The sequence below is a fragment of the Wielerella bovis genome (genome assembly GCF_022354465.1).
Classification (GTDB): domain Bacteria; phylum Pseudomonadota; class Gammaproteobacteria; order Burkholderiales; family Neisseriaceae; genus Wielerella; species Wielerella bovis.
Genome location: NZ_CP092361.1, coordinates 829,198 through 842,193, shown reverse-complemented (window position 1 = coordinate 842,193; position 12,996 = coordinate 829,198). Strand labels below are relative to the sequence as shown.

At 42.8% G+C, this 12,996-nt stretch carries 14 protein-coding genes and 2 pseudogenes; 15 read left to right on the top strand and 1 reads right to left on the bottom strand.

Going from position 1 to position 12,996, the window contains the following annotated elements; all coding sequences use genetic code 11:
- Positions 1-91 precede the first annotated feature (91 nt).
- From MIS45_RS04250 to MIS45_RS04185, 15 genes and pseudogenes are all read left to right on the top strand, one after another.
- Positions 92-355, top strand: a complete 264-nt coding sequence (locus MIS45_RS04250; protein WP_249451117.1) for a hypothetical protein — start codon at positions 92-94, stop codon at positions 353-355.
- 148 nt (positions 356-503) lie between these two features.
- Entirely contained in the window at positions 504-887 is a 384-nt protein-coding gene (gene iscU / locus MIS45_RS04245) for a Fe-S cluster assembly scaffold IscU (protein ID WP_249451116.1), read from the top strand.
- 230 nt (positions 888-1,117) lie between these two features.
- Positions 1,118-1,438 (top strand): iron-sulfur cluster assembly protein IscA, encoded by a 321-nt coding sequence (gene iscA / locus MIS45_RS04240; protein WP_249447397.1) that lies wholly within the window; start codon positions 1,118-1,120, stop codon positions 1,436-1,438.
- Positions 1,439-1,508: 70 nt separating this feature from the next.
- Positions 1,509-2,201 carry a TIGR02117 family protein gene (locus MIS45_RS04235; protein WP_249451115.1) on the top strand — a complete coding sequence of 231 codons (693 nt, stop codon included), beginning with the start codon at positions 1,509-1,511 and terminating at the stop codon, positions 2,199-2,201.
- 64 nt (positions 2,202-2,265) lie between these two features.
- Complete coding sequence (locus MIS45_RS04230) at positions 2,266-3,357, top strand: metallophosphoesterase (RefSeq protein ID WP_249451114.1); 1,092 nt, start codon at positions 2,266-2,268, stop codon at positions 3,355-3,357.
- Positions 3,358-3,602: 245 nt separating this feature from the next.
- Positions 3,603-4,823, top strand: coding sequence for a D-alanyl-D-alanine carboxypeptidase family protein (locus MIS45_RS04225; protein WP_249451336.1), 1,221 nt, complete (start codon positions 3,603-3,605; stop codon positions 4,821-4,823).
- A gap of 201 nt (positions 4,824-5,024) precedes the next feature.
- A complete protein-coding gene (locus MIS45_RS04220; protein WP_249451113.1) occupies positions 5,025-5,411 on the top strand; it encodes a hypothetical protein in 387 nt (128 codons plus the stop codon).
- Between the two features lie 227 nt (positions 5,412-5,638).
- The gene (locus MIS45_RS04215) at positions 5,639-7,174 is read left to right on the top strand and encodes a LysM peptidoglycan-binding domain-containing protein (RefSeq protein ID WP_249451112.1); all 1,536 of its coding nucleotides are present in this window, start codon (positions 5,639-5,641) and stop codon (positions 7,172-7,174) included.
- A gap of 262 nt (positions 7,175-7,436) precedes the next feature.
- Positions 7,437-8,309 (top strand): 3-deoxy-D-arabino-heptulosonate 7-phosphate synthase, encoded by an 873-nt coding sequence (locus MIS45_RS04210; protein ID WP_249451111.1) that lies wholly within the window; start codon positions 7,437-7,439, stop codon positions 8,307-8,309.
- Positions 8,310-8,661: 352 nt separating this feature from the next.
- Positions 8,662-8,967 (top strand): RNA chaperone Hfq, encoded by a 306-nt coding sequence (hfq, locus tag MIS45_RS04205; RefSeq protein ID WP_249444751.1) that lies wholly within the window; start codon positions 8,662-8,664, stop codon positions 8,965-8,967.
- 81 nt (positions 8,968-9,048) lie between these two features.
- Positions 9,049-9,282: a transposase gene (locus tag MIS45_RS04200; protein ID WP_249451110.1), complete on the top strand. Its 234-nt coding sequence runs from the start codon at positions 9,049-9,051 to the stop codon at positions 9,280-9,282.
- 59 nt (positions 9,283-9,341) lie between these two features.
- Positions 9,342-10,217: an IS982 family transposase gene (locus MIS45_RS04195; protein WP_249450967.1), complete on the top strand. Its 876-nt coding sequence runs from the start codon at positions 9,342-9,344 to the stop codon at positions 10,215-10,217.
- Positions 10,218-10,237: 20 nt separating this feature from the next.
- Positions 10,238-10,360, top strand: a pseudogene (locus MIS45_RS11465) (transposase); the annotation flags it as partial.
- A 204-nt stretch (positions 10,361-10,564) separates the two neighbouring features.
- Positions 10,565-10,662, top strand: a pseudogene (locus tag MIS45_RS11460) (IS5/IS1182 family transposase); the annotation flags it as partial.
- A 119-nt stretch (positions 10,663-10,781) separates the two neighbouring features.
- A complete protein-coding gene (locus MIS45_RS04185; protein ID WP_430472165.1) occupies positions 10,782-11,297 on the top strand; it encodes a transposase in 516 nt (171 codons plus the stop codon).
- A gap of 151 nt (positions 11,298-11,448) precedes the next feature.
- Here MIS45_RS04185 and MIS45_RS04180 read toward each other — a convergent pair whose 3' ends face one another.
- Positions 11,449-12,705, bottom strand: coding sequence for a GntP family permease (locus MIS45_RS04180; RefSeq protein WP_249443373.1), 1,257 nt, complete (start codon positions 12,703-12,705; stop codon positions 11,449-11,451).
- Positions 12,706-12,996 lie beyond the last annotated feature (291 nt).

Below are 12,996 nucleotides of genomic sequence, written 5' to 3'. Positions count from 1 at the left end.
TTCCATTGTGATTTACGTTTTCAGGCTGCCTGAAAAAGGTAAAATGGCGGTTTCAGGCAGCCTAAAAACAATATTTCAAGGAAATAATAAAATGAAAAAATACATTTATATTTTATGTTTGAGTGGTTTGGCTGCATGTACTTCCACTCAATCTGTACAAAATCAGCAAACTGATTTACCGAAATCTGTACAGAATCAGCGAACCGATTTACCGCAAAAAGCACTTGCATATAAACAAAGTTGTGAACAAGCGGGCGGGGAGTTTAATGTTTTAAAATCTACAGAGCCAGAAAAATATGCTTATTATGGCTGCATGGTAAATGGTGTTGGCAAAGCCATAAGAGTTGATTTTTAGTACCGTAGGTCGGGCATTGATGCCCGACATTCCCGAAAAATACAAAATTGTCGGGCATTTATGCCTGACCTACAAGACTTTTCAGGCTACCTGAAAACAATTTTTTCAACAAAAACCTTTTATAAACAAAACATAAGGAACATACATCATGGCATACAGCGATAAAGTGATTGACCACTACGAAAACCCACGCAACGTTGGCTCGTTCAACAAAGACGACCAAGACGTTGGCACAGGCATGGTGGGTGCGCCCGCTTGCGGCGATGTGATGAAATTGCAAATCAAAGTGAACGAACAAGGCATCATTGAAGACGCGAAGTTCAAAACTTACGGTTGCGGTTCAGCGATTGCGTCTTCCAGCTTGATTACCGAAATGGTAAAAGGCAAAAGCTTGGACGAGGCTTTGGCGATTAAAAACAGCGACATCGCTTCGGAATTGGAATTGCCACCTGTAAAAGTACATTGCTCCATTTTGGCGGAAGACGCGGTTAAAGCCGCGATTGAAGATTATCGCCAAAAACAAGCAGCATAATGTTTTCAGGCTGCCTTTCAGTACACGACAAAAATCGTTGGGCTGCCTGAAACCTGTTCCCTCCCCTGCTGGCGGGGGAGGGTTAGGGTGGGGGTGGCTCGTTGGGTTTCTAACCCTCACCCCAGCCCCCTTGCATAGAGGGAGGGAGTAGGTTAGTGGCAACATCAAAAATTGTCGTGTACTAAAAGGCAGCCTGAAAAATACTTTATCAATCAAATCAAAGGAAAAATATGATTAGCATCACACAACGCGCCGCCACCCACATCAGCAATTTTCTCGCCAAACGCGGCAAAGGCGAAGGCATACGCTTGGGCGTGAAAACAAGTGGCTGTTCTGGCATGGCATACACCATGGAATTTGTGGACGAAATCCAAGCCGATGATTTGGTGTTTGAAGATTTGGGCGTGAAAATTTTCATTGACCCCAAATCCCATGTTTACCTAGACGGCACAGTCGTGGACTACACCAAAGAGGGTTTGCAAGAAGGTTTCAAATTTGAAAACCCAAATGTGAAAGAAAGCTGCGGTTGCGGCGAAAGTTTCCATGTCTAATATTTTCAGGCTGCCTTTATTATAAAAAAGCAGCCTGAAAAAATAGCATCAAAATCAAAAAGGAACAATCATGTCAGGCAGCCTGAAAAAATGTTTCGCCATACTGATGGGCATCGGTGTGGCGATTTTGGCATTACTCGCCAGCTATTTATTTGCCGCATGGAGTTTGGGACAATGGCGCGTCAATCGTGAACAACCCGATGCCAGCCACCAAACCATTGCGGTGTACATTGTCAGCAACGGCGCACATAGCGATATTGTGATGCCGATGGAAACCGCACAATGGCAATGGCGTGATTGGGTCAGCGAAACCGATACCAAGCAAGCGCAATTTATCGCGCAATGGGTCAGCATCGGCTGGGGCGATAAAGGTTTTTATTTGGAAACACCCACATGGGCAGATTTGAAAGCCAGTACCGCCATCAAAGCCATTTCAGGCCTCAATCAAACCGCGTTGCACGTCAGTTTTCAGGCTGCCGAACCTGATGAACAAGATGCGCGTGTCGCCAAAATCATGTTGTCGCCCGAACAATATCAACGTTTAAGCCAACATATCGCCCAATATTTTGTGCGACAAAATGGCAAAAGCATCGCCATCAAAAATGTAGCGTACACCGATTTGGACGCATTTTATGAAGCACACGGACGCTATCACGCGTTTATGACCTGTAATACTTGGACAAATCTGCAACTGAAAAATAGCGGCGCACCCGCGCTGATGTGGACACCGTTTGCCCAATCCCTATTGCAAGCATTGGATTAAGTTTTCAGGCTGCCTTTTCCCAAATAAGGCAGCCTGAAAAACAAAAATAAACAAAGATAACACCATGAAATTTTTCTCTATTTTTACCCTTTTTATCTTACAACTGTTTACCTATTTTTTCGCCCGATTTGTGATTTGGTTGTTCGCTATCAACACGCCCATCAAACGCAAATTTGTCTATCTCGCCAGCTTTTTGTTAGGCAACGGCTTACTGATTTCCGCCCTATTTTTCCGTATTCACATCATGTTTCGCCTATCCGCCGTATGGATGGTTTTACTGTTATTCACATTGTTTACCAGTTTAATCATCTTATTTTTGGAATACGGTTGCCGCTTTATTTTCAGGCAGCCTGAAAAACGCGCACGCGGATTACGCATGATTTCCCCTTTGATTTTAATTGGCTTTTTTGCACTTGCTCTGTATAACGCCTATACACCCACCGTGCACCACGCCAAAATTGTCATCAATAAACCGCTTGCCAAACCCGTTCGCATCGGCATGGCAGCGGACACCCATTTGGGCGTATTGGTCGGCGCACGGCAATTGGACAAATTGGCAAACATCATGCAGCGTGAAAAAGTGGACGTGATTTTGTTACCAGGCGACATTATGGACGATGATACTGTGGCATACGAAGCGGAAAATATGAAACCGCATCTGCAAAAATTGCGCGCACCACTAGGCGTGTATGCCACGTTAGGCAACCACGATATTCGCCAAAACCGTGCCATTACGCGTGCGCTGGAAGACGCTGGCATAACGGTTTTAACCGATGAGGTCAAACTGGTGGACAATCGTTTTTGGGTGGTCGGTCGCCCCGATAATCTTGCACGAGACCGTGCCAAAACCGCACATTTGCTGCGACAAGTGAACACCCAACAACCCGTGTTTTTGATTGACCATCGCCCTGATGAAGTGAAACAACACAGCACTTTGCCGATTGATGTTCAAGTGTCAGGGCATGTACATAATGGGCAAGTTTTCCCTGCCAATTTTATTGTGAAATATTTAAACCATATTTCCTATGGTTATGGCAAAATCAACAATACACATTTTTTTGTTACATCTGGATTTGGCTTTTGGGGCGTGCCGTTTCGCTTGGGTTCGCAATCGGAAGTTTGGGTGATTGATGTAACGGGGCAATCCGCCCGATAATCCGCAAAAATAGGCAGCCTGAAAAGACAAAATTTGTTTTTTCAGGCTGCCTTAACATCTATTTCACGTTATAATCAAACATTTTTAGCAGAATTTTCTATTTTCAGGCTGCAATCTTTGCCAACTCCATACTAACCATTCAAAATCATGGCAACATTAAAAAATGTATGATAAAGAAATATGGCAAAGATAAAGATGAGGCATATATTTCAGGCAGCCTGAACACATATTGAGTTTTATTTATGATGAAAAAAATCTTATCTACATTTACATTAACATTTCTATTAGGCGGACAAGTCGCATGGGCTGCACCTGAAATCACGCCTGTACTCACACCCAGTAGCACCACCAAAACAGCTAACGCACCTCTCGTGCTACCCGTTGGCTCCATTGCCTTACCCGACATTGCAGCTACCGCTTATTTAGTACAAGATTTACAAAGCAATCAAATACTTGCAGTAAAAGGTTTGGAACAACAAGTTGAGCCTGCCTCGCTGACCAAATTGATGACTGCTTATCTGACTTTCAAAGCATTGGAAGAAGGCAAATTAACCGCTAATCAAATGCTGACTGTTTCCGAACGCGCTTGGAAAAGCGAAGGTTCGCGCATGTTTTTGGAAATGAATAAATCTGTTAGTGTCAAAGATTTGATTCATGGCTTGATTATTCAATCGGGCAACGATGCGGCAGTTACTTTGGCAGAAGGCATTGCAGGTAGCGAACAAGCATTTGTCGCCATGATGAATGCAGAAGCCAAACGCTTGGGCATGAATCACACACATTTTGAAAACTCAACAGGTTTACCAGGTAAAACGCACTTAACTACGGTCAAAGATTTGGCAATTTTATCGGCAGCGATTATTCGTGATTTTCCTAAAAATTACCCTATCTATGCGAAAAAAGAATTTACTTACAACGGCATCCGTCAACCTAACCGCAATTTATTATTGTTCCGCGACCCGAATGTGGACGGTTTAAAAACAGGTCATACCAATAGCGCAGGTTACAATTTAATTGCATCCAGTAAACGCGATGGTCGCCGTGTCATTAGCATCGTGATTGGTACGGCAAGCCAAGAAGCACGCGCTACGGAAAGCAGCAAATTATTGAACTACGCATTGCAAGGTTTTGATACACAAAAAATTTATCAAAAAGGTCAAGTGATTAATAATTTACGCGTCTACAAAGGCTCGGACAGCAATGTAGAAATTGGTTTCCAATACGATACTTTTGTTACTTTGCCACGCGATAAAGGGGCGAATACCAAGCATATTTTGGAAACCACTGAGCCTGTGTTAGCCCCTGTCAAAGCAGGTCAGCAACTAGGCGTATTGAAATTAATGGACGGCGACAAAGTGATTGTAGAACAACCTGTTGTAGCGTTAAAAGCAGTGGAAGAAGCAGGTTTCTTTGGTCGCTTGTGGGACGGTATGGTGTTGTGGTTTAAAGCGATTTTTTCAGATTAAATCGCGATAGGCAGCCTGAAAAGTGTTTTCATGGTTTCAGGCTGTCTATTCGTACCCGAAAAATGAATATGCCAATTTGTATTTGATAATTTTCTGATACAAATGTCCAAAACAACAAAGTAAAAAAGTTTCAGGCTACATTTTGATTTTTATTGTATACACAATAGGCAGCCTGAAAACATTATTTTTTGAATTTTTATCATGCAACAATTAAGTTATTCTCTCAATGATTTGGAAAACTTGGCACACAAACAAAGTGGCAAGGTCATACGTTTCACGCAAACAGGCGATAATCAAATCCGTGTCAATTATCTGCTGGAACTGCAATTAACGTTGATTGGGCATACTGATGATGCTTTAAAGTTTAAATACAGTTTTGGTAGTTGGGCGGCTGGCTTATTGGCAAAAGGGGCAGAACGTGTATGGGGCGATATTCGCACCAAAAAACTGACACTGGATACGCAAGCTAAAATTATACAAGTCAATTTAGCTGTATTCGCTGCGTTTGCACCCTATTTCAAAACACATCATATTCAGGCTGCCGTTATCCGCGATAATACTTTAATGGTGGATTTGATAGAAAAATAATGTGTGTTGAAACTGTATCTACAATATTTTTAGATATTTCTTAAAACTACATAGGCAGCCTGAAACAAATTTGCATCAATTTATATCAAGGCAGCCTGAAAACATGCACAACACTTGCCCAAAGTACACACAAAACGGTATGATTTCACTATTGTTTACGCACATGATGCGTTCGCGCTTGTATGCGCGTTTTGTTTCTTGAACCCGAATATTCAAAAGGTCCCCCCATGAAACCGATACAAACTCGCTGGCTGTTGTCTGCAACCGCAGCCATCATTCTTTCTGCATGTACCACTGCAGGCACATCTGCACCTGTTGTTTCTGGCATAGATGGTTACGGTTATAACAATGGTACAGTAACAACACCTTATGGCACGGCTACTGTTCCAACAACTGCAAATACTGCTGGTTATGGTTACAACAACGGCACAGTCACTACACCTTATGGCACGGCTACTGTTCCAACAACTGCAAATACTGCTGGTTATGGTTACAACAACGGCACAGTAACTACGCCTTATGGCACGGCCACCGTTCCAACAACTGCAAATACTGCTGGTTATGGTTACAACAACGGCACAGTAACTACACCTTACGGCACGGTTGCCACACCTTATGGCACCGCACCTGCAACAGGTACCGTTTATACACCACCTGCCGCCGTAGCTGACCCATATGGCACGGCTGCCACTTATACGCCTGATACAACTGCTTACACACAACCTGCATATACACAGCCTACATATACTGCACCTGCTAGTCCAGCTTATAGCACCGTTGGTAATTATCCACCTGTAGATGTAAATGCAACGCATCACCGCGTGGTTTCTGGCGACACCGTATTTAATATTTCCAAACGTTATGGCATCAGCCAAGAACAATTACGCTCTTGGAATAATTTATCCGATAACACCATCAAAATAGGTCAAACACTACGGGTAAAGCCACAGGGCTATACAGGTAAAAACAACACGTCTTCCAGCACCACCCTTGCTGCTGGAACGCACCGCGTTGTGGCGGGCGATTCCCTGTATAGCCTAGCGAAAAAATACAACGTTAGCCAAGACCAACTTCGTGCATGGAATAATTTGCAGACAGATAATATCCAAAAAGGGCAAATTTTGCGCGTACAAGGCAATTCAACCGTTGTTAGCCGACCACAAGTACCAGCGTATCAACCGCCACCAACACCTGTGGTAACGCAGCAACCTAGCATACCTACTTACCCAACACAGCCGACTGCACCAAATTACGCTACGCCTGTTGCAAACTCAACAGCACCCGTAATCACGCAACCGCCTGTATCCACCACAACTCCTGTTGTTGCAGCAGCTACTACGGCAACCACCGCACCTGTCGCAGTCAATAACACACCAACGCCAACAATTACGCAAGCTCGTAGTAGCACCAAAAATGGCATCACATGGCAAACGCCTTTGGTTGGTGGCAAAATCGCGCAATCATTTAGTGAAGCCTTGCGTGGTATAGAGTTGTCTGGGACACGTGGTACGCCTATTTTAGCGGCTGCTGATGGACAAGTTATTTACAAAGGTTTAGGTCCTCGTGGATATGGTAATTTGATTGTGCTCCAACACACGCAACAATATTTAACCGCATACAGTAATGTGGAAAATTTTGTAGTCAAAGAAGGCGATGATGTGAAACGTGGTCAGCAATTGGGCTTACTGGGTACACAAAAATTGCACTTTGAAATTCGTGAAGATGGCAAAGCCGTTAATCCAACAGGCTTTATCCCATTCTAACTAGCACATGCAAACAGGCAAAGTTATCTACACTTTGCCTGTTTTTCTTGTTTTATTGAATAATTTATTTTTCAGGCTATCTTTTGTGATACACAATAAACTTTCAAAGTTATTCTACCTATAGTGAATTCAATTTAAACCAGTACAGCGTTGCCAGCTCCCTTATGTACTATGTGTACACGGCGGTCGCTGTCGCCTTGTCCTGATTTAAATTGAATCCACTATAAAAGGCAACCTGAAAACCCAATCATAAGGAAATACCATGATAATCGTCATGCAAGCCAATGCCGATGAAACCGCCATCGCTCGCGTGGTGGACACCATACGTCAGCGTGGTTTACACGAACATATCTCACGCGGCAAAGAACATACCATCATCGGCGCAGTAGGCGATGAGCGCGTATTTGACCCCACCGAAATCGCCACCCTACCCCAAGTTCAACGCGCCATTAAAATCATGCACGACTGGCGCATTATCAGCCGTGAAGCATGGGTGGAAGACACCCAAATCAACATTCGTGGCATAACCATTGGCGGCGATGCACCCATGTGTTATTTGCATCACCCAATGAGCAGCCTGAAAAAACCAACGCACGGCGTATTACTAGACCCTTTTTATCGCCCCAGTAATCCTTACTTGCCCACACCAACTAACAGCGAAAAAGAACTCACACGCACCCTACTCCACACCAGCGAAACACATCATATCCAAAATCAACTGGTTGCCATTCGTCTTCGCGACCGCACGCATATTCAGGCTGCCCTTCATGCACAAGCCGATTTGCTTTATATAGGCAGCGATTTAGCCGATAATCGTACTTTGTTACACGAATTAGGCAGCCTGAATATTCCCGTTATCATTTGCAAAGCCCCACACCACAGCGTGCGCGATTGGCTAATGGCAGCCGAACAAATTGTTTTGCGTGGCAATCAATACGTTATTTTGGGCGAATCGGGTACATTCAATCCACACAGCGACCATCTGCGCCTAGATATAGACGCCATTGTCCAAGCCAGAAAACTCAGCCATTTGCCGATATTAGCCGATATTAGCCAACTGATTCATCATCATATGGATAGTGGCACGCTGCAACAACTCGCCCAAATAGCAGGCGCAAGCATGATTATCCAATAATCCCATTTTCAGGCTGCCTGATAACAAAAGGCAGCCTGAAAACTTTAAAAAACGTGTTTATAGTGAATTTAATTTAAACCAGTACAGCGTTGCCAGCTCCCTTATGTACTCGGTTGTACACAGCGGTCGCTGTCGTCTTGTCCTGATTTAAATTGAATCCACTATACAAGCCTCTAACCTATTCACTATTGAGAAGCATCAATACCATTTCCACACATAAAACCATATTTCTTTACAAAATCACAGAAAAAACTTGGTTTCTCGCCCTACTTCGCGTTAAAATCCAATCTCGCTTTTTTTCAGCGAGATAACTCGCATCTGTCCAAACCATAACAAATACGGAGTGAACAAAATGACAACCAAAGGACAATTACTGCAAGACCCATTTTTGAACGCGCTACGCAAAGAACATGTTCCCGTTTCTATCTACTTGGTAAATGGCATCAAATTACAAGGTCAAGTAGAATCATTTGACCAATATGTCGTTTTATTGCGTAATACATCAGTTACCCAAATGGTGTACAAACACGCTATTTCCACCATCGTTCCAGCGCGTGCCGTGAGCATTCAACATGACGGCAAACCCAATGTTACACGCACTACACCAACCTTACAGCAAGTAGAAACCATTGTTACTGAAACAACATCTGCTGAATAATTCAAAGGCATCCTGAAACCTTTGCAAAACCCCAACAAATCCTCTAAATTCCCACCAACCAAGAATTTAGAGGATTTTTCCATGAACAGCTTTTTCTACCAATCAGCCCAAACCCTGTTGAATCAATACACCGACCGATTTCCACTACTTAAAATCACCCAACTACTAGACTGGCAAGCCATTGAAAACACACTTGCCAGTAAAAAAGTAGCTTATCTGCGCGACAATGGTGGACGTCCCGCTTATCCACTGTTGCCAATGTTTCGTGCAGTATTACTAACGCGAACTCGGGATAAGAAATTTCATAAAAATTAAAGGGCAAACGTGATAATCTATTGTTTGCACACAACCAAGTATCACGAAAGCCCTTTAACATGGATTATCTTACCGCACTTTTCTGCCAAATTGATGATTTTTGCAAAGAATTTGAACCCAAATTCAATAGCAAATTGATTAAAAACAATAAAATTCGTAATAGACCAAGTTGTATCAGTACCGCAGAAATCATGACCGTACTGATTGCTTTTCATCAATATCGCATGCGTGATTTCAAAACCTATTACCAATGGCAAGTCCAATCCATTTGGCAGCGAGACTTCCCCAATATGCCCAGCTACAACCGCTTTTTGGAACTGGCTACACGAGCCTTACCTGCTATGTTGGTATTTTTAACCACCCAAATGGGCAAATGCACAGGTATAGGTGTGGTGGATTCAACCACTTTGTCGGTTTGCCACAATCGCCGTATTCACTCGCATAAAGTGTTTAAAAACATCGCGCAAAGGGGCAAAAGCAGTACAGGCTGGTTTTACGGTTTCAAATTGCATGCGGTATTTAACCACTTGGGTGAGCTGGTCAATTTTTGCTTAACCGCAGGCAATGTGGATGACCGTCAAGGTTTAAAACAAATGGCAAAGCACCTATTCGGCATTTTGGTGGCGGATAGGGGCTATATTGGAAAAGATTTAAGTGATTGGCTTAAAGAGAAATATGGCATTACTTTACTAACGGGTATCAAAAAAGGCATGAAACCCAAACAATACACAAGTGAGCAGAAAAAGCTGCTTAAAAAACGTGGTGTTATAGAAACCATTTTTGGGCAACTGAAAAATTTGTGTCAAATTGAACATACTCGGCATCGTTTGGAGCGTGGTTTTATCTTGAATTTGATTTCAGGTTTGACTGCCTATTGCCTGTTTCCTTATAAGCCAATGATGTTTGGAAAAAAGTCTTTGTTACCAATGAAGTAAGAAAGACTTATCCCGAGTTCGCGTTATTACTAGGACAATGGCACAGTCTCTCCGACCCTGAATTAGAACGCAGTCTGGTTACCCGATTGGATTTCATGATCTTTTGTCAATTTCCAGACGAAATGCATTTACCCGACCACAGTATAGTGGATTCAATTTAAATCAGGACAAGGCGACAGCGACCGCCGTGTACACCTAGTACATAAGGGAGCTGGCAACGCTGTACTGGTTTAAATTGAATTCACTATACACTCAACCGCTTTCGTAACTGGTTAATGCAAGGTGGTTTATTAGACGAACTCAATCAAGAAATCAACCACCAACTGGCCCAAAACAAACTGAAAGTAGAAAAAGCCCAAACAGCGATTGTGGATGCAACCATTATCCAAACAGCAGGTAGCAAACTCAAAAAAGCCATTGAAGTAAGTGAAAAAAACGAAAATCAAGAACAGCCCCAAGTATAGTCGTAGAAGTGAAAAAGCAGTACAAGGCGACAACGTCCGCCGTGTGTGAAAACACATCAGGACGTTGGCAACGCTGTAATGATTTTTCAATTCTGCGACTATACAAGTAAACAGCCCAGCCAGTAAAGACACAGATGCCAAATGGACGATTAAAAGCGGACATTGGCATTTGGGCTACAAACTGCATGCGCGTACTGATGCAGAGGGTTTTATTGAACAAATCCACGTTACACCGGCCAATGTAGTAGATGTCAATCATTTGGTAAGCGTATTAGATAAGATTGAAGAAGGCGTAACCGTGTATGCAGATAAAGGTTATGACAGCAAAGATAATCGGGCATTTTTAGAAAACAGCAAGTTAAAAGATGGGATTATGCGTAAAGCCCATCGCAATAAACCATTAAATCGTGATGATATTGAACGCAATAAGGGATTAGCAAAAGTGCGTTATCGTGTGGAGCAAAGTTTTGCCATTTTGCATCGTTTGTTTAAATGCAAACGTGCGAGCTATTTTGGTTTGGATAAGGTCAAAGGGCAAATGAATTTAAAAGTGATGTGTTTGAACTTGTTGAAAGCAGCTAACAAGTTAAGGCTTATTGTGCCTATTGCTGCTTGAAAAGGCGGTAGGCAGCCTGAAATGGGCTGTTAAGTGAGAGAATTTGGGCAAATATTGTATCAATTATCGTTATTTTCGTTGAAAACCCCAAAGCAGTAGAGCTGCTTTGGGGTTTTGCAAAGGTTTCAGGCTGCCTTTTTCTACACTTTAATTAACGAAATACACCATAAATCAGTATTGAAATAATCGTCATAATCAAACCAATCGCGCTTTCGTATGGAATGAGTTTCAGGCGTTCTTTAATGCTCATGTTCACGCTACCACCCGTTGCGTGGAAGAATGAACCGTGTGGCATATGGTCGGCAACAGTTGCACCAGCATGAATCATCGCTGCGGCAGCAATGCCTGTTACACCCAATTCTAACAAGGTTGCACCGAATACTTTGGATGCAACGGCTGTACCTGCGGTTGTAGATGCAGTTGCCAATGACATTAAAATACCAGACACAGGAGCAAGAATGAAATCAGGTAAACCCATTGCGGTTAATGATGAAATCAACACATCTTTCAAACCTGAATTGCCAATAATTCCTGCTAATGCACCTGTACCAAGCAACATAATTGCCACAGGTGCCATTTTGTTTAAACCTGTAACCGCAAAATGATTGGTATCTTTCATACGACCCATAACAGCTGCGCCAATTAAACCACCCACAGGCAAGGCAATTAATGGGTCAATGGTAATATCAGCAATAGGACGCAATGCCAGCAGAAAAATTGCAACCAATGGTGCAGTAATAGCTGCCATAAAACGAGGTAAATTGTTGGTATTGGAAACTACAACTTCGTTATCTTCCACGCGACTACCAGAAGTCAAACGTTTAGCTAACACATAAGTCAAAATCAAACCAAAAATAGCAGGAATAATCCCAGCCATCATCACATCAGTTAATGGCACTTTAAATGCGTCCGCAGCCGCAATCGCATTAGGGTTTGGAGAAATTAGGTTACCTGCCTTGCCACCACCAATCATTGCCAACAAAATTGCAGGTTTAGACAAGTTGGCACGTTTTGCCAATGCCAACGCAATCGGCGATACGGTAATTACGGCTACGTCAACAAATACACCTACTGCCGTTAAAATTAAAGTAGCAATCGCCAACGCCAATAATGCACGCGCTTCACCCAATTTTTTCACAATCGTTTCAGCAATAACCGTTGCTGCACCCGATTCAATCAAGACACCAGCTAAAACACCAGCCGCCAAAATACGCATCACAGCAGTTGTGATACCTTGCGCACCCTTAATCATCAAGCCAACTGTGGAAACCAAGTCAGCCCCACCAATCAAGCCGCCTAATAATGCACCTGCAATCATGCCGTATGCAGGAGGTACTTTTTTCAAAATCAAAAAGATAGCAATCGCTAATGCCACGACTGCACCCAAAGCTGATACCGTTACTTCCATAATATTCTCCAAAAATATAGAAACAATGGACTGGCATCATAGCAGTAGATAATAAATAAACTTTGATTTAGCGCAAATAATGCTTTCAGGCTGCCTTTTATGACAGTTAATATGTATATTTTTAAAATTAATAAGCTATAGTCGCAGAACTGAAAAAGCAGTACGGCGTTGCCAACGCCCTTATGTACTATTCGTACACGGCGGGCGTTGTCGCCTTGTACTGCATTTTCATTTCTACGACTATACAAAATATATTTGTTTAAAATAAAAATGATACTGCCGCTTTGTTTG

Excerpts from the sequence above, each read along its gene's own strand:
- MIS45_RS04225 (WP_249451336.1), top strand. The coding sequence starts at position 3,603 with ATGAAAAAAATCTTATCTACATTTACATTAACATTTCTATTAGGCGGA.
- iscA (WP_249447397.1), top strand. The coding sequence starts at position 1,118 with ATGATTAGCATCACACAACGCGCCGCCACCCACATCAGCAATTTTCTC.
- MIS45_RS04200 (WP_249451110.1), top strand. The coding sequence starts at position 9,049 with ATGAACAGCTTTTTCTACCAATCAGCCCAAACCCTGTTGAATCAATAC.
- hfq (WP_249444751.1), top strand. The coding sequence starts at position 8,662 with ATGACAACCAAAGGACAATTACTGCAAGACCCATTTTTGAACGCGCTA.
- MIS45_RS04220 (WP_249451113.1), top strand. The coding sequence starts at position 5,025 with ATGCAACAATTAAGTTATTCTCTCAATGATTTGGAAAACTTGGCACAC.
- iscU (WP_249451116.1), top strand. The coding sequence starts at position 504 with ATGGCATACAGCGATAAAGTGATTGACCACTACGAAAACCCACGCAAC.
- MIS45_RS04195 (WP_249450967.1), top strand. The coding sequence starts at position 9,342 with ATGGATTATCTTACCGCACTTTTCTGCCAAATTGATGATTTTTGCAAA.
- MIS45_RS04250 (WP_249451117.1), top strand. The coding sequence starts at position 92 with ATGAAAAAATACATTTATATTTTATGTTTGAGTGGTTTGGCTGCATGT.
- MIS45_RS04230 (WP_249451114.1), top strand. The coding sequence starts at position 2,266 with ATGAAATTTTTCTCTATTTTTACCCTTTTTATCTTACAACTGTTTACC.
- MIS45_RS04210 (WP_249451111.1), top strand. The coding sequence starts at position 7,437 with ATGATAATCGTCATGCAAGCCAATGCCGATGAAACCGCCATCGCTCGC.
- MIS45_RS04235 (WP_249451115.1), top strand. The coding sequence starts at position 1,509 with ATGTCAGGCAGCCTGAAAAAATGTTTCGCCATACTGATGGGCATCGGT.
- MIS45_RS04215 (WP_249451112.1), top strand. The coding sequence starts at position 5,639 with ATGAAACCGATACAAACTCGCTGGCTGTTGTCTGCAACCGCAGCCATC.
- MIS45_RS04180 (WP_249443373.1), bottom strand. The coding sequence starts at position 12,705 with ATGGAAGTAACGGTATCAGCTTTGGGTGCAGTCGTGGCATTAGCGATT.